At 66.1% G+C, this 15994-nt stretch carries 18 protein-coding genes; 8 read left to right on the top strand and 10 right to left on the bottom strand.

The window, feature by feature from the left end:
- Position 1 precedes the first annotated feature (1 nt).
- Positions 2-448: a GNAT family N-acetyltransferase gene (locus tag ACQ4L4_RS21685; RefSeq protein ID WP_431100925.1), complete on the bottom strand. Its 447-nt coding sequence runs from the start codon at positions 446-448 to the stop codon at positions 2-4.
- Complete coding sequence (gene argC, locus ACQ4L4_RS21680) at positions 448-1413, bottom strand: N-acetyl-gamma-glutamyl-phosphate reductase (RefSeq protein ID WP_431100924.1); 966 nt, start codon at positions 1411-1413, stop codon at positions 448-450. The genes ACQ4L4_RS21685 and argC overlap by 1 nt, the downstream gene beginning before the upstream one ends.
- A 68-nt stretch (positions 1414-1481) precedes the next feature.
- On the opposite strand from argC, the gene ACQ4L4_RS21675 reads away from it, so the two are divergent.
- From ACQ4L4_RS21675 to ACQ4L4_RS21655, 5 genes are all read left to right on the top strand, one after another.
- Complete coding sequence (locus ACQ4L4_RS21675; RefSeq protein ID WP_431100921.1) at positions 1482-2072, top strand: RBBP9/YdeN family alpha/beta hydrolase; 591 nt, start codon at positions 1482-1484, stop codon at positions 2070-2072.
- Positions 2073-2142: 70 nt separating this feature from the next.
- Entirely contained in the window at positions 2143-3051 is a 909-nt protein-coding gene (locus tag ACQ4L4_RS21670) for a ParB/RepB/Spo0J family partition protein (protein WP_331614092.1), read from the top strand.
- Between the two features lie 424 nt (positions 3052-3475).
- Complete coding sequence (locus ACQ4L4_RS21665) at positions 3476-5398, top strand: PrkA family serine protein kinase (protein ID WP_377158825.1); 1923 nt, start codon at positions 3476-3478, stop codon at positions 5396-5398.
- 32 nt (positions 5399-5430) lie between these two features.
- The gene (locus ACQ4L4_RS21660; RefSeq protein WP_431100919.1) at positions 5431-6720 is read left to right on the top strand and encodes a YeaH/YhbH family protein; all 1290 of its coding nucleotides are present in this window, start codon (positions 5431-5433) and stop codon (positions 6718-6720) included.
- A gap of 113 nt (positions 6721-6833) precedes the next feature.
- Positions 6834-8342 (top strand): SpoVR family protein, encoded by a 1509-nt coding sequence (locus tag ACQ4L4_RS21655; RefSeq protein ID WP_431104984.1) that lies wholly within the window; start codon positions 6834-6836, stop codon positions 8340-8342.
- A 13-nt stretch (positions 8343-8355) separates the two neighbouring features.
- Here ACQ4L4_RS21655 and ACQ4L4_RS21650 read toward each other — a convergent pair whose 3' ends face one another.
- Positions 8356-9801, bottom strand: coding sequence for an FAD-binding oxidoreductase (locus ACQ4L4_RS21650; RefSeq protein ID WP_431100917.1), 1446 nt, complete (start codon positions 9799-9801; stop codon positions 8356-8358).
- A 177-nt stretch (positions 9802-9978) separates the two neighbouring features.
- On the opposite strand from ACQ4L4_RS21650, the gene ACQ4L4_RS21645 reads away from it, so the two are divergent.
- Positions 9979-10287, top strand: coding sequence for a hypothetical protein (locus ACQ4L4_RS21645; RefSeq protein WP_431100916.1), 309 nt, complete (start codon positions 9979-9981; stop codon positions 10285-10287).
- A gap of 86 nt (positions 10288-10373) precedes the next feature.
- On the top strand, positions 10374-10994 hold the full coding sequence (locus tag ACQ4L4_RS21640; protein WP_431100915.1) for a cob(I)yrinic acid a,c-diamide adenosyltransferase: 621 nt from the start codon (positions 10374-10376) through the stop codon (positions 10992-10994).
- Between the two features lie 18 nt (positions 10995-11012).
- Here the strand turns inward: ACQ4L4_RS21640 and ACQ4L4_RS21635 are convergent, their stop codons facing one another.
- On the bottom strand, positions 11013-11993 hold the full coding sequence (locus ACQ4L4_RS21635; protein ID WP_431100914.1) for a helix-turn-helix transcriptional regulator: 981 nt from the start codon (positions 11991-11993) through the stop codon (positions 11013-11015).
- A 161-nt stretch (positions 11994-12154) separates the two neighbouring features.
- Here ACQ4L4_RS21635 and ACQ4L4_RS21630 point away from each other — a divergent pair, with 161 nt between their 5' ends.
- The gene (locus ACQ4L4_RS21630; RefSeq protein ID WP_431100913.1) at positions 12155-13243 is read left to right on the top strand and encodes a hypothetical protein; all 1089 of its coding nucleotides are present in this window, start codon (positions 12155-12157) and stop codon (positions 13241-13243) included.
- A 15-nt stretch (positions 13244-13258) separates the two neighbouring features.
- Here the strand turns inward: ACQ4L4_RS21630 and ACQ4L4_RS21625 are convergent, their stop codons facing one another.
- From ACQ4L4_RS21625 to ACQ4L4_RS21600, 6 genes are all read right to left on the bottom strand, one after another.
- Entirely contained in the window at positions 13259-13477 is a 219-nt protein-coding gene (locus ACQ4L4_RS21625; RefSeq protein ID WP_377158843.1) for a hypothetical protein, read from the bottom strand.
- Between the two features lie 15 nt (positions 13478-13492).
- Positions 13493-13975: a PIN domain-containing protein gene (locus tag ACQ4L4_RS21620; RefSeq protein ID WP_431100912.1), complete on the bottom strand. Its 483-nt coding sequence runs from the start codon at positions 13973-13975 to the stop codon at positions 13493-13495.
- Positions 13972-14301: an AbrB/MazE/SpoVT family DNA-binding domain-containing protein gene (locus tag ACQ4L4_RS21615; RefSeq protein WP_431100911.1), complete on the bottom strand. Its 330-nt coding sequence runs from the start codon at positions 14299-14301 to the stop codon at positions 13972-13974. The genes ACQ4L4_RS21620 and ACQ4L4_RS21615 overlap by 4 nt, the downstream gene beginning before the upstream one ends.
- A 4-nt stretch (positions 14302-14305) precedes the next feature.
- Positions 14306-14824 (bottom strand): GNAT family N-acetyltransferase, encoded by a 519-nt coding sequence (locus tag ACQ4L4_RS21610; protein ID WP_377158852.1) that lies wholly within the window; start codon positions 14822-14824, stop codon positions 14306-14308.
- A 152-nt stretch (positions 14825-14976) separates the two neighbouring features.
- Positions 14977-15639 carry a 3'-5' exonuclease gene (locus ACQ4L4_RS21605; protein ID WP_431100910.1) on the bottom strand — a complete coding sequence of 221 codons (663 nt, stop codon included), beginning with the start codon at positions 15637-15639 and terminating at the stop codon, positions 14977-14979.
- Positions 15636-15950, bottom strand: coding sequence for a nucleotide pyrophosphohydrolase (locus tag ACQ4L4_RS21600; RefSeq protein ID WP_431100909.1), 315 nt, complete (start codon positions 15948-15950; stop codon positions 15636-15638). The genes ACQ4L4_RS21605 and ACQ4L4_RS21600 overlap by 4 nt, the downstream gene beginning before the upstream one ends.
- Positions 15951-15994 lie beyond the last annotated feature (44 nt).

Raw genomic sequence — 15994 nt, 5'->3', positions numbered from 1 at the left:
CCTAGTCGCGCGGCTGCCAGACCTTCAACAGCGTGTGGCGGGTGAAGCCCGGCACGAAGTCGTGCACGTGGCTGATGCAGGCGTAGCCCAGGTGTTCGTACATCTCGGCGGTCTCGTCCAGCAGCGTCTCGATCAGTGCGTCGACGCACCCTCGCTTCAATGCCATTGCCTCGAGCTGGCGCAGGCAGTCGCCGCCGATGCCCTGCCCACGGCGGTCCGCGTGGACCCACAGGTAGTTGACGTAGAGGCGCTGGAACTCGGTGCGCCCGGAGGCGCCGGCGATCAACTCCTCGCCGTCATACAGCGCCACGGCGATGTCTTGCGCATCGCTGCCCTGCGCCTGTTGACGCCCGTAGCGGATGACGCCGTCGCGAAGCAGTTCGAGGTCGCGCTGGGTGACGGCGCCATCCCGGCGCCATTCCCAGCCAGCGCCCTTCGTCGATGCCATCAGATGTCGTTGACGTCCGGACCGGTCAAGCCCAGCGACTCGTCCACGCCCAGATGCACATTCATGCTCTGCACCGCGGCACCGCTGGCGCCCTTGCCCAGGTTGTCCAGACGGGCGATCACGAGGATCTGCTGCTCGCTGCCGAACACGAACAGGTCGACGTTGTTCGTGTCATTGCAGGCCTGCACATCGAAGAAGCCCGCGGCCAGCGTGTCCGCATCGCGCAGCGGTTTCACGTGGATGAAGCGCTCGCCTTCGTAGTGGGCGGCCAGGGCGTCGCGGACCTGCTGCGGCGTCGTGCCGGCGCGAAGCTGGCTCAGGTGCAGCGGCACGGTCACCGCCAGGCCCTTGTAGAAGTTGGAGACGATGGGCATGAACACCGGCGCCGTCTTCAAGCCGGTGTGGGCCATCATTTCCGGCAGATGCTTGTGGGCCAGGCCCAGCGCGTAAGGCCGCGGCGCGATCAGCTTCGGATTTCCGCCCGCCTCGTACTCGGCGATCATGGATTTGCCGCCTCCCGAGTAGCCGGTGATCGACGTCGCCGTGACCAGCGCGTCGGGCGACAGCAGGCCGGCATCGACCAGCGGGCGCACCGCCAGGATGAAGGCGCTGGCGTGGCAGCCCGGGTTGGCGATTCGCTTCGAATCGCGGATCGCGGCACGCTGGCCCTTGGCCAGCTCCGGCAGACCGAAGGCCCAGCCCGGCGCAGTGCGATGCGCGGTGCTGGCATCGATCAGGCAGGTCCTGGGGTTCGTGATCATGGCGGCCGCCTCGCGCGAGGCGGCGTCGGGCAGGCAGAGGAAGGCGACATCGGCGGCATTCAGCAGGCGCGCGCGCTCGGCCGCATCCTTGCGCTTGTCGGCGTCGATGCGCAGCACCTCGATGTCGGCGCGCTGCGCCAGATATTCATTGATGCGCAGGCCGGTCGTGCCTTCCTGCCCGTCGACATACACCGCGTACTTCATCGCCGCTCCTGCAAAATCCGCTGCCTCCGGGACCCTCCCGAAGAAAGCGCGAAGCATAAGGCCAACCGATGTCAACACCCGCCATTCCGCCGAATGACCCGGACCTCTCCCCGATCACCCGGCCCGTCTACCTGCTGCCGGGGTGGTTGAACTCCGACCCCGATCACTGGCAGAGCGAATGGCAACGCCTTCATGGCGACAACCGGGTCGAGCAGAACGACTGGGAGTGGCCGCGCCGCGGCGACTGGATGGCCCGGCTTGACGAAGTGCTGCAGCAGGACGGACGCCTGCACGACCAACCGGCGTTGCTGGTCGCGCACAGCCTGGGCTGCCAGCTGGTGGCGGCATGGGCGGAGCATTCGGCCCACACGCGGCTGGTGGCCGGCGCGCTGCTCGTCGCGCCACCCGACACCGAGCGCGAAGAGATGCCCCCGCAGCTGCACAACTGGAGGCCGATCCGACGCCCGCGGCTGCCCTTCCCCGCGATCGTCGTCGCATCGAACGACGATCCCTTCTGCACACCGGAGCGTTCCGCCGGCATGGCGGCAGACTGGGGCGCGGAGTTCGTGCTGGCAGGTCCGCTGGGACATCTCAACGCGGCGTCCGGCCTCGGCGCGTGGCCGCAAGGGCGCGAGATGCTGAAGCGTCTGGCCGGCTGAAACAGCCGATCAGGCGACATCCGACATCGGGCCGACGGCCCTCCCCCGGAATCACGGAGAATCGCGCCCCATGGCGACAAAGAAACCCAAGGGCCTGGGCATGGGCCTGGAGGCCCTGCTCGGCCCCAAAGTGAGCGACGCACCGGCGGTGCGCGAAGGCGAACCCGGCGTGCTCCCGCTGGCGCAGATGCAGGCCGGCAAGTACCAGCCTCGCACCCGCATGGATGAAGGCTCGCTCTACGAGCTGGCCGAAAGCATCAAGGCGCAAGGGATCATGCAACCGATCCTGGTGCGTCCGATCGCGCCCAACGGCGCGGTCCGCTACGAGATCATCGCGGGCGAACGGCGCTTCCGCGCCGCGAAGCTGGCCGGCCTGGCCGAGGTGCCGGTGCTGGTCAAGCCGGTGCCCGACGAGGCCGCCGCCGCGATGGCGCTGATCGAGAACATCCAGCGCGAGGACCTCAACGCCCTGGAAGAGGCCCAGGGCCTGAAGCGGCTGGTCGATGAATTCGGACTGACCCACGACCAGGCGGCGCAGGCGGTGGGCCGCTCGCGCAGCGCGGCGTCCAACCTGCTGCGCCTGCTGAACCTGGCCGAACCCGTCCAGAACATGCTGATGGCCGGCGACATCGACATGGGCCACGCACGCGCGCTGCTGGCGCTGGACGGCGCCCACCAGATCACCAGCGCCACCGAGATCGCCGCGAAGAAGCTCAGCGTGCGGGAGGCCGAGAAGCTGGTCCAACGTCAGCAGGGTGGCGGCCGGCAGGCCCCGCTGCTGCGGGTGAAGGCGAACAAGAGCCGGGACGTGCTCCGACTCGAGGAAGAACTTTCCGACCTGCTGACGGCGCAGGTGGAGATCCGCGTCAAGAAGAAGACCAAACGCGGCGAACAGGGCGAGGTCGCGATCAGCTTCGGCTCGCTCGATGAACTGAACGGCTTGCTGCAAAAACTGCGTCCCGCGGGCGCGGACGAGTGACGCCGCGCGAGCCTCCCACGGAGGCTCGCCGATCGGCCAATCCGCAAGAATGGCACGCGGGATGCGTGCTGTCTTCTTCGTACTTCCCACAGGTGCCCCACGTCGGGGGATCGTCAACTTTCGCGCTTCACAGGCGTTGGACATGGGAGTACAACGGGGTCATGTCTTGCTATCGCGCATCGCTTCCGATGGGCGTAGCATGACCCGGTAAAGCCGCACCGCGCTCAAGGTCGTCGATCAGGACCTTGCACCGGACGGTGGACTTTGGACCAGCATGGGCTGGCCGTTTGCTGAATGCTTGCTGAGCTCGGAAAGCTCTGATGACGCCTTGAGTCATGGACGTCGCCAGAACTTCCTGGACGATGCGAGGTCCGTTGTCGCACGGACGCGCGTCGCCTCCCAATGAACCACCCTGGAGGTCAGCATGGATGTGATCAGCCATTTCGCGGCACGCTACGAACGCAGCAAGGTCGAAGAACTCACGCTGGAGGAGTACCTCGACGAGTGCAAGCGCAATCCCCTCGCCTACGCCACTGCCGCCGAGCGCATGCTCAAGGCGATCGGCGAGCCGCAGATGCTGGACACGCGCAATGACTCGCGCCTGTCGCGGATCTTCCAGAACAAGGTCATCAAGATCTATCCCGCCTTCGCCGAGTTCTACGGCATGGAGGACGCGATCGAGCAGGTCGTCAGCTACTTCCGCCACGCCGCGCAGGGGCTGGAAGAGAAGAAGCAGATCCTGTATCTGCTGGGCCCGGTGGGCGGCGGCAAGAGCTCGATCGCCGAGCGCCTCAAGCAGCTGATGGAGCACGTGCCGTTCTACGCGCTCAAGGACAGTCCGGTGAACGAGAGCCCGCTCGGGCTGTTCGATGTCGTCGAGGACGGCCCGCTGCTGGAACGCGAGTACGGCATCCCGCGCCGCTACCTCAACCGCATCCTGAGCCCGTGGGCGGTGAAGCGCCTGGACGAGTTCGGCGGCGACATCCGCAAGTTCAAGGTCGTCAAGCGGCTGCCGAGCGTGCTCAAGCAGATCGGTGTCGCCAAGACCGAGCCGGGCGACGAGAACAACCAGGACATCAGCTCGCTGGTCGGCAAGGTCGACATCCGCAAGCTCGAGACCTACGCGCAGGACGATCCCGACGCGTACAGCTATTCCGGCGGCCTGTGCCTGGCCAACCAGGGCCTGCTGGAGTTCGTCGAGATGTTCAAGGCGCCGATCAAGGTGCTGCACCCGCTGCTCACCGCGACGCAGGAAGGCAACTTCAAGGGCACCGAAGGCTTCGGCGCGATCCCCTTCGACGGCATCGTGCTGGCGCACAGCAACGAGAGCGAGTGGAAGACCTTCCGCAACAACAAGAACAACGAGGCCTTCCTCGACCGCATCTACATCGTCAAGGTGCCCTACTGCCTGCGCGTCAGCGAGGAAGTGAAGATCTACGAGAAGCTGATCCGCGGCTCCTCGCTGGCCGAGGCCAAGTGCGCCCCCGGCACCTTGAAGATGATGGCGCAGTTCGCGGTGCTGACCCGGCTGAAGGACCCGGAGAACTCCAGCGCCTTCAGCAAGATGCAGATCTATGACGGCGACAACCTGAAGGACACCGACCCGAAGGCCAAGTCGATCCAGGAGTACCGCGATTACGCCGGCGTCGACGAGGGCATGGCCGGCATCTCGACGCGGTTCGCGTACAAGATCCTGTCGAAGGTCTTCAACTTCGACTCGACTGAGGTCGCCGCCAACCCGGTGCACCTGATGTACGTGCTCGAGCAGCAGATCGAGCGCGAGCAGTTCCCGCAGGAGTCCGAACAGAAGTTCGTCGGCTTCATCAAGGAGGTGCTGGCACCGCGCTACGCCGAGTTCATCGGCAAGGAGATCCAGACCGCCTATCTGGAAAGCTACAGCGAGTACGGCCAGAACATCTTCGACCGCTACGTGACCTACGCGGACTACTGGATCCAGGACCAGGAGTACCGTGACACCGACACCGGCGAGGTCTTCGACCGGTCGGCGCTGAACGCGGAGCTCGAGAAGATCGAGAAGCCCGCGGGCATCAGCAACCCGAAGGATTTCCGCAACGAGATCGTCAACTTCGTGCTGCGCGCGCGCGCCAACAACGCCGGCAAGAACCCGCTGTGGACCAGCTACGAGAAGCTGCGCACGGTGATCGAGAAGAAGATGTTCTCCAACACCGAGGAACTGCTGCCGGTGATCAGCTTCAACGCCAAGGCCAGCGCCGACGAGGCGAAGAAGCATGAGAACTTCGTCCAGCGGATGGTCGACAAGGGCTACACGCCGAAGCAGGTCCGGCTGCTCTGCGAGTGGTATCTGCGCGTGAGGAAGTCGAGCTGAGTCGAACGAATGCCACCGGAAAGGTCCCCCTCATGACAGGCCTTCAACAAATCATCGATAGACGGCTGTCGGGCAAGAACAAGTCGATCGGGAATCGGGAGCGCTTCCTGCGGCGCTACAAGGATCAGATCCGCGACGCGGTGCGGCGCGCGGTGGACAAGCGCGGCATCCGGGACATGGAGCGCGGCGAGGATGTCCAGATTCCCAAACGCGACCTGAGCGAGCCCGTCTTCAGCCACGGCGACGGCGGGACCCGCGAAGTCGTGCGGCCCGGCAACACGGAGCACATCAAGGGTGACCGCATCGGCAAGCCGCAGGGCGGCCAGGGCGGGGGCGGCGGCTCGCAGGCGAGCGACTCCGGCGAGGGCGAGGACGACTTCGTCTTCCACCTCAGCAAGGAGGAGTTCATGCAGGTCTTCTTCGAGGACCTGGCGCTGCCCAACCTCGCCCGCACGACGCTGGCCGAGACCCCCGAGTACAAGACCGTGCGTGCCGGCTACGTCACCGACGGCACGCCGACCAACCTGCACGTGGTGCGCTCGATGCGCGGCGCGCTGGGGCGCCGGATCGCGCTGGGCATGGACAAGCGGCGCGAACTCCACGAACTCGAGACCCGGCTGCTGACCCTCCAGCAGGAAGAGGACCAGCGCCGCCCCGAGATCCAGGCGCTCATCGCGGAGACCGAGGCGCGCATCGTGCTCCTGCGCCAGCGCCTGTCCAACATCCCGTTCCTCGACCCGATCGACCTGCGCTTCCGCAACCGCATCAAGGTGCCGCAGCCGACGACGCGGGCGGTGATGTTCTGCCTGATGGATGTCTCGGGCTCGATGGACGAAAGCCGCAAGGACCTGGCCAAGCGCTTCTTCATCCTGCTCTACCTGTTCCTGACGCGGCATTACGAGAAGATCGAAGTCGTCTTCATCCGCCACCACACCCAGGCGCAGGAAGTCGACGAGCAGAACTTCTTCCACGCCACGGAGACGGGCGGCACGGTGGTGTCGTCGGCCCTGGTGATGATGGAAGAGATCATCCGCGCGCGTTATCCGGCCGGCGACTGGAACATCTACGGCGCGCAGGCCAGCGACGGCGACAACTGGCACCACGACAGCGGCCGCTGCCGCGAGCTGCTGGCCGACAAGATCCTCCCGCTCTGCCGCTACTACGCCTACGTGCAGGTGGCGGAAGCCGAGCAGAACCTCTGGGAGGAGTACGCCAAGCTGGAGCAGGAGGTGCATCACTTCGCGATGCGCAAGGCGGTCGACGTGGCGCAGATCTATCCGGTCTTCCGCGACCTGTTCAAGAAGGAAGGGGCGACCGCGTGACCGCGGCGCCGGAGGGCATCACCATGAGCAGCCTGGAAAATCGCCGCAACGTCGGTGTCGGCGTCGGCGCCAACGAATACGGTGGCCGCCGTGTCCGCGCGCCGTTGACGCAGATGCGGCCGCTGGAAAAGCGGCCCGACCATCCGCTCCCGTCGCCGAGCGACTGGACCTTTGAGCTCGTCGAGCAGTACCACGACGTCATCCGCCAGACGGCCGAGCGCTATGGGCTGGACACCTATCCGAACCAGCTCGAGGTCATCACCGCCGAGCAGATGATGGATGCGTACGCGTCGGTCGGGATGCCGGTGAACTACCGGCACTGGAGCTACGGCAAGGAGTTCATCTCCACCGAGCGCAACTACAAGCGCGGCCAGATGGGTCTGGCCTACGAGATCGTCATCAACTCCGACCCCTGCATCGCCTACCTGATGGAGGAGAACACGATGGCAATGCAGGCGCTGGTGATCGCGCATGCCTGCTACGGCCACAACAGCTTCTTCAAGAACAACTACCTGTTCCGGATGTGGACCGACGCGTCGTCGATCATCGACTACCTGGTCTACGCGAAGAACTACGTCGCCGACTGCGAGCAGCGCTACGGCCTCGACGCGGTGGAGTCGACGCTGGACTCGTGCCACGCGCTGATGAATCACGGCGTCGACCGGTATCGCCGGCCAGCCAAGCTCTCGCTCGCGCAGGAGCAGGCGATGCGCAAGGACCGCGAGTCCTACGCGCAGCTGCAGGTCAACGACATGTGGCGCACGCTGCCGCGGCGCATGGAGGACGAGGCCAAGGAAGAAGAGAAGCGCCGCTTCCCCAGCGAGCCGCAGGAGAACCTGCTGTACTTCATCGAGAAGAACGCGCCGCTGCTCGAGCCTTGGCAGCGCGAGATCGTGCGCATCGTCCGCAAGATCGCGCAGTACTTCTATCCGCAGCGTCAGACGCAGGTCATGAACGAAGGCTGGGCGACGTTCTGGCATCACAGGCTGCTCAACACCATGTACGACGACGGCTACCTGTCGGACGGCATGATGATCGAGTGGTTGAAGTCGCACACCAACGTGGTGGCGCAGCCGGCGATGGCGCAGCTCAATCCGTATGCGCTGGGCTTTGCGATGTACACGGACATCAAGCGCATCTGCGAGAAGCCGACCGACGAGGACCGCGAGTGGTTCCCCGCGATCGCCGGCAGCGACTGGCTGCCGACGCTGGACCATGCGATGCGCAACTTCAAGGACGAGAGCTTCATCGCGCAGTACCTGAGCCCGAAGATCATGCGCGATTTCCGGCTGTTCTCGATCCTCGACGACGAGCACCAGGCGGAGTACGAGATCTCCGCGATCCACGATGAACAGGGCTACCAGTACGTGCGGCAGGCGCTGTCGCGGCAGTACGACCTGTCCACGCGCGAGCCCAACATCCAGGTGTGGAACGTCAACCTGCGAGGCGACCGTTCATTGACGCTGCGCCACCAGCAGCACCAGGACCGCCCGCTGCATGACGGCGCACAGGAAGTGCTGAAGCACGTCGCCCGACTCTGGGGATTCGGCGTCCAGCTCGAGAGCGTGAATGCGCGCGGCGACGTGTCACGTCGATGGAGCGTGCCGGCACCTCAGCACTGAAATTCCGGGCCCGTCAGGCGAAGATCTTCCCGGGATTCATGATGTCGTTCGGATCGAGCGCCCGCTTGAGCGCTCGCATCTGATCGACCGCGCCCTCCCCGGCCTCCTGCAGCAGGAAGCCCTGCTTGTGCAGGCCGATCCCGTGCTCGCCGGTGCAGGTGCCTTCGAACGCGATGGCCCGGGCCACCATCTGCGCGCTCAGGCGCTCGGCGGTGTCGCGCTCCGCTGGAATGGCCGGATCGATCAGGTACCCCATGTGGAAGTTGCCGTCGCCGACATGGCCGACGATGAAGTACGGCAGCCCGCTGGCCTCGACCTCCTCGACCGAGACGTTGATCGACTCCGCCAGGCGAGAGATCGGCACGCAGGTGTCCGTCGTCACCGCCCGGCAGCCGGGCTTCGTCTGCAGCGCCGACAGGTAGGCGTGATGCCGCGCGGTCCAAAGCCGCGTGCGCTCCTCCGGCGTCGTCGCCCATTCGAAGCCGGTGCCGCCGTGCTCGGACGCGATCTCCTGCACCGTCGCGGCCTGCTCCGCGACACCGGCCTCGGAGCCGTGGAACTCCATCAACAGCATCGGCGCCTCGCGCAAGCTCAGCTTGTCATGGCGGTTGACCGCCCGGACGGCATGCGCGTCGAGCAGCTCGCAGCGCGCGATCGGCACGCCCATCTGGATGATCTCGATCGTCGTCCGGACGGCCGCGTCGATCGATTCGAAGGAGCACACCGCCGCCGACACCGCTTCCGGCAACGGGTACAGCCGCAGCGTGATCTCGCAGATCGCGCCCAACGTCCCCTCGCTGCCCACATACAGGCGCGTCAGGTCATACCCCGCGCTGCTCTTGCGAGCCCGGGAACCGGTACGGATCAGCCGGCCATCCGGCGTCGCGACGGTCAGCCCGAGCACATTCTCCTTCATCGTCCCGTAGCGCACCGCGTTCGTGCCACTCGCGCGCGTCGCCGACATCCCGCCGATCGAGGCATCCGCGCCCGGGTCGATCGGAAAGAACAGGCCCTGATGACGGACCTCGGCATTGAGCTGATTGCGCGTCACGCCGGCCTGGACGGTCACCGTCAGATCCTCGGCATTGACCCGCAGGATGCCCTTCATCCGCGACAGATCCAGGCTCACGCCGCCCTGCACCGCCAGCAGATGCCCTTCCAGCGAGGTCCCGGCGCCGTAGGGAATCACCGGCACGCGATGCGCGTTGGCCAAGGCCAGCACCGCCGCCACCTCCTCGTTGCTCTCGGCGAAGACGACGGCCTCCGGCGGTGGCACGTCGAACGGCGACTCGTCGCGACCGTGCTGTTCGCGCAGCGCCATTGCGGTGCTGCAGCGATCGCCGAACCGCGCCTTCAACGCGTCCAGCATCGCCGCCGGCATCGACCGCGGCGCATGGGACGGCTGATGGGCCGACGCGAGCGGCGTCGGGGGGTCACCGAGTTCTCGAGGCGCATTCATCGCTGTCTCCTGGTTCCACGCGGTCCGATGCGGAGGAACTCCGCGGCCGCTGTTGTCCGGCCGATTCTAGGAAGCGCGGTGGCTGCATCCGCTTGCATCGTCGCGCTTGCGTCGCGGCCCGCACAGTGACAGCATGGACGGACCGCGCGCTGGCTCGCGCGACATGAGGAGTCCGCCATGTCCCATCTGTGGTTATGGACGATCTGGGCCCTGCTGCTGGCGCTGCTGCTGGTCGCCACGCTGCGCATGGATTGGCTGAAGGTCTGGTGGATGGATCAGCTCCGCCACCTGCCCAACGACGCCGCGGCCCGGGACGTCGATCCCGGCATGCCCGCCGACACGCCCGAACCGGGCACGCGGCCACAGGCGCATCACGTCCCCAGACCCGTCGGCATTCCGCGCCACACGATCCACGACATCCACGGCCATTCGACCGGCATGTCCCACCACCGCCCGGTGTTCCACCGCAGCGGCAGCCGGAACTGACGGCTCTGAGACGGCACTCGGTCCAGGGGTCGGACGAGTTGCGGCAAGATGCCGGGTTTGCACTCCGCAGCCCGCGCGGCACCGCCATGGCCAATCGACTCTCCCAGATCGCGACCCGCACCGGCGACGACGGCACGACCGGACTCGGCGACGGCACCCGCGTCCCCAAGGACCATCTGCGCGTGCAGGCGATGGGCGATGTGGACGAACTGAATTCCCAGATCGGCGTGTTGCTGGCCGAACCCCTGCCCGACGATGTCCGCGACCTGCTGGTCACGATCCAGCATGAGCTGTTCAACCTCGGCGGCGAGCTCTGCATGCCCGGCTACAGCCTGCTGAAGGAAGCCGCGGTACTGCACCTCGACCAGGCACTGGCCGACCACAACGCCGCCCTGCCCCGCCTGGCGGAGTTCATCCTTCCCGCCGGCACCCGCAGCGCCGCCATCGCCCATGTCTGCCGCACGATCGCCCGGCGCGCCGAGCGCGCCGTGGTCACCCTGGCAGCGCACGAGACGATCAACACCGCGCCGCGCCACTACCTGAACCGCTTGTCGGACCTGCTGTTCGTGCTGGCGCGCGTGCTGAATCGGGCCAATCTCGACGGCAAGGGTGGCGATGACGTCTACTGGAAAAGCGAGCGTCTGGCCCGATACGCGGCCGAAGAGGCCGCGGAACAAGCCCAGGAAGGCCCCGGGAAGGCCTCCTGAGCGCCTGAACGGCCTCCCTCAGGCCACGGCGGCCGCCGCGGTCCTGAGGCGCTTCACGTAGGCCTCGCGCAGCGCGGGCGGCGCCACCACCTCGACCTGGCCGGCATGCCGCAGCAAGTCCATGAGCAACTCTGTCGCATCGACGAACGGCAGCTCCAGCCGCCAGCGTCCATCGGGCAGCCATTCGCTGCGCTGTGCCGGATGCCATTCCTCGCTGGAGACCCAGGCCGCGATCTGCTCGCTGAAGACCACCGTCGCCCACTGCGGATCGCCGCCGGCGAAGATCCCGTAACCCTGGTCGAGTTCTCCCTCGAGTTCCTTGAGCGGCAGGCTGCGCGCCGTCTGGTCCTCCAGCACGGCCGCATCCTCCATCGCATCGAGCGCGAAGCGTCTCAGCCCGTCGCTGGCGTGGCACCACGCATCGAGGTACCACGTGTTCCGGTAATGCACCAGGCGCTGAGGGGACACCTCGCGATCGCTGACCGACCCGCCGCCGGGTCCGCGCTTGCGGTATCGCAGCTTCAGCCGCCGACGCTTCACGACGGCGCTCCCGACCGTCTCGAAATGCTCTGACGGCACCCGCCGCCGCGCCGTCGAGATCAGCTTGATGCGACGCGTCATTTCCTGCGCCTCGACCTCGTCGCCGCCGAGCATGCCGGTGAGCTTGTCCAGCATCGGCTGCAGATGCCGGCTCAACAGTCCGTTCTCGTCGAGCCCGGCCATCATCTGATGCATGGTCAGCAGCGCGTGCAGTTCCTTTTCGCTGAACCAGACGCCGGGCAACTCATGCCGCTGGCCGCGCCACTGCTGGCCGAAGCGATAGCCGTTCTCGGTGGCGTCGTACTCGATCGGGGCGTCCATGCGTTCACGCAGGTATTGCAGGTCGCGCTTGAGCGTCGCCGGCGACACCTCCAGCAGTTCCCGTATCTCTGCGAAGCTCACGCAGCCGCGACTGCGGATCAGCATTTCGATCTTGTAGAAGCGCTCGGTGCGGTCCATGCGGATCCTCTCCTGACAGATCTGGGCAGTCGACCCTCAACTTTCTGTCGACTGGGGATGGGATGGCTCATTCTATGAGCCACCCAACTTGAATACTTGATCCCAAGCCTGAAGCAGTCATGCCCCAGGTCCCGGTTTCCAAGTCCTCAAGGAGAACCCACATGGTCGCCACGATCCACCGCAACGCCGACGACATCGCCATCCAGCAACTGCCCTTGCCGATGACCGCGGTCGACGACCTGGGTGACACGAAGGAGGAGACGGGCGCCTCGAGCCATGAGCGCGTCGGATTCGAACTGGGCTGGGACTACGCCCACCACGGGCTGACGCCGCCAGTCGAGCAGCTGTTCCGTCAATCGCCGCTGCAGCAAGGCTGGCAACTGGGCCGGTCGACCTTCGGCGCGCGCACGCTGAAGTCGCACCGCCATACGCAGCTGTGGCTCTCGCTGCGCCTGCATGCCTGGCAACGCGGCCGCAGCTTCGAGACGCTGCTGGTCACGCCCAACTACCTGCAGCAGTTGGACACGACGCACTGCCCGGTCACTCGCCTGGCGTTCAGTGACGAGGACGGGCACCCGCAGCGACGGTCGATCGACCGCGTGCGCGACGACGCCGGCTATGCGGCAGGCAACCTGGCCTTGATGAGCCACGCAGCCAATGTCGCGAAGCTCGACCGCGGATGGCAGCAATGCTGGGCGATGGCGCAGAGCCTGCGTCAGGGACCGATGACGATGGCCGGCGGGTTGAACGCCGACGCCTGGGAACGCATGGCGATCCTGACGAGCTTCGTGACGCCGATGTCGCATGAACTGGCCGCACAGCTGCCGATGCTGGCCCTCCCGCCGAACCGCTTGCGGATGTTCAACCCGGTGCAGGCCTTGCAGGCGCTGGTCACACGCCAACTGGCCACGCCCGGATGGAGTCAGCGCCTGACGCGTCTCGAAGCACTGATGGCCGCGCAGCAACGCGCCGACTTTTCGAAGTTCGTCCTGGCGCTGGTCCCCCGCGTGCTGCGCTGCCAGTCGCTCACCGACCCGATGGAAATCCGCTGGGCGCTGGAGGATGCCTGGCGCGATCCGCTGCTGCAGAAGCGCTGGACGCACTTCGCGCAACAACTGACCCCGGAACAGGCGGAACAGCTGGTGCAACGCGCCGCCAGCAAGCGGCTGAGCACGGTGCGCGTCCAGAGCCATGCGGCCCCCACGGACGGTTGGGCGCTGGAACGTCAGGGATTCCGATCGGCGGCCTGAACCCCGCCGCGAGCTTCAGCCCGGAAGGCCCACGTGCAGCTTTTCAAGGCTGCCGTTCTGGTCCTGGAGCGCGACGTGGTAGCCCTGCTCCTTGAACCAGTCCGCCCACTGACGGGCGTGCGATTTCTGAGGGAGCCAGGGCCCGGTGCGGTCGAGGTGGACGCGATTGCCGCGGCGTTCGTAGAACACCACGCGCCACATGTTGCTGGGGATGCGGTCGTGGAAGCTGGACATATGCGACCGCGGAATCTAGCAAAGCAACATGTCACGCTGGGAGGGGGGCAACACCTGGAACCATGCAGACATCGCACGGACCGTGCAGAGTTGCCGAGCCGCCTGGCTGCGACTGTTCGCAGACCATGCCGACAGCACCGAGTCGTCGCACAAGAGCAGTGAAGCACCCCCTTGCAGCGCGAGTTCGACGAGCGATTGCATCGACTCGGAAACGCCCGCGATCCGAGGTCCGCGCACGGGCTTCACCACCTCCGCGTACGGCAGGAAATCGGCGAGCAGTTCCCTCTGCTGCCCCTCGGACAGCGCGAACTTCGGATAGGCCAGCGCCCGCATCAGCGTCGCCGCGAGATCAGGACTGACCAGCGGCCGCAGCACGGCTTGCTGCCATGCACGGCGCAAGCCCAGGGCTTCACCGCCCGACATCAGCAACGCACGCAGGATCAAAGCCGGATCGATGACGGCGAGCTCCGGCGCCGTCTTCTTCGATCGACGCGTCATGCGGATCTGCGAGCGGTCTTGCGAACGGCGGTCTTGCCCGTGGTGGCGGGCGCCTTCTCGACCTTCACGGCCTTCTCAATCTTCACGGCCTTGGCGGCAGGCTTCGCTGCCTTCGATGAGAACGCCATCGCCTTGGCGATGACGCCATCATCGAGTTCGAGTTCCGCCAGCTTGGCCCGGACCGCATCGCCGCGCTGGATGCGCACCGGCGTCAGCACCACCTGCCCCGCCTGCAACAGCACTTCGAAGTACTGCACGGGACCGAGCTTGTCGGTGACGCTTTTCGGCAGGGTCAGCTGGTTCTTGGACGTCAGCTTCGCCAGCACGGGCTCAGACCAGCGAACGTTGCAGGCGGAGCTGTTCCAGCGCGCGGCCTTCGACGTCGACGGCCTTGACGCTGTCCGTCTCGGCGCGGAAGCCGGCGAGCTCGAAGAATCGCATCGCACGCTCGTTGTTCTTGTAGGTCCACAGCGTGACGCGGGTGCAGCCTTCTTCCTGAAGACCTTCCTGTGCCGCTTCGACCAGCGCCTGGCCGACGCCCTTGTCCCAATGGGCAGGCATGGCGTACATGGCCCAGATCTCACCGGTCGTGGAGGGCGTGCCCTTGTCGCGGGAGCGATCGAAGCCGACGAAACCCATCACCTCGTTGTCCAGGTGCGCGACCAGCACTTGCGGCTCGCACATGTTGATGGCTTCGCGCCAGTAGGCCTGGCGTTGGGCGACGGACAAGCCGTTCAGGGCGGTATCGGGCCAGAACTCCTTGTACGCGTCCTGAGCGGAACTCACCTGGATCTGGGCGATGGCCTTGGCATCACGCAGTGTGGCCGGGCGAATCTGAATACTCGACATACTTGGAGAACAAACGCATTTCGGGGAAAGGGCGGGATTGTCCCAGTCAATGCGACCAAACGGGGACCTTGACAGCAAATGTTTTGCTGATCTTGATCGCCGCAGCGGCGCATCGAGCCATGTCGCGCCACAAGGCTAACGACAGGCGAACTTCATACCAGTGAAACCTGCAGATGACGCCGGAAGTCGCGGGCAAAACCGGTGGCGGCCTTGTGCCAGTGAGGACGCGCCACTGCTTGCAAGCGCAGCAACAGCTCGTGTTCGACGCTCAGTTCCCCGAGAAATTCCGCGAGTTCGACACCGATGTCGCGCTGCATCCGTTGCACCAGTTGAGCGGTGGTCAATGCATCCGCGAGCGCGCGGTGAGCACGACCGTTATCCGGCAGGCGATGAAAGCGGGCGAGCGTTCCCAGCTTGCAGTTCGGAGAATCCGGATAGAGGCGGCGAGCCAGTTTCACGGTACAGGCGAACTCGGGCGCAATGCGCGGCGAAGCGTCGGCGCGATCAAGTTCATGCAGCCAGAAGCCGCGATCGAAGCTCGAGTTGTGCGCGACGAAGCCGCAGCCTTCGGTGAACGTCGCGACCTCACGCATGACCTCGGCCGCATCGGGGGCGTCCTCGACCATCTCATTGCTGATGCCGGTGAGGCGCTCGATCATCGGCGGGATCCACGCGCCGGTGTTCATGAGGCTCTGGTACTGGCCGACGATCTCCCCGTCGCGCAGCAGCACGGCGGCGATCTCGGTGGCTCGGCCGCCACCCTGCGGTGAGTTGCCGGTGGTCTCGAAGTCGATGACGGCGATGGTGCGCTTCATGCAGTCGGAGCGGGATATTTCTTGGCGTTCATCGCGATCTTGCGATCGACCGCGGCCTGCACATCGATGCCGGCACGATCGGCGATCTGCAGCAGGTACATCAACACGTCGGCGATCTCCTCGCCCAGATGCTGATGCTCCTCGGGCGACAGCTGCCGAGACTCCTCGGCGGTCTTCCACTGGAAGATCTCGACGAGCTCGGCCGACTCCACGACCAGCGCCATCGCCAGGTTCTTCGGCGTGAGGTAGGGGTCCCAGTCGCGGGCTGCGGCGAAGTCGCGCAGCCGCCGTTGCAGGTCGGCGATGTCCATGGCTTCGCAGTGTGCAAGTCCGACGCGGCCTGCTCAAGCGCCGT

The sequence above is a fragment of the Roseateles noduli genome (assembly GCF_050626985.1).
In the GTDB taxonomy this organism is placed as follows: Bacteria; Pseudomonadota; Gammaproteobacteria; order Burkholderiales; family Burkholderiaceae_C; genus Roseateles; species Roseateles noduli_A.
This window is presented reverse-complemented; position numbering and strand designations above follow the sequence as displayed.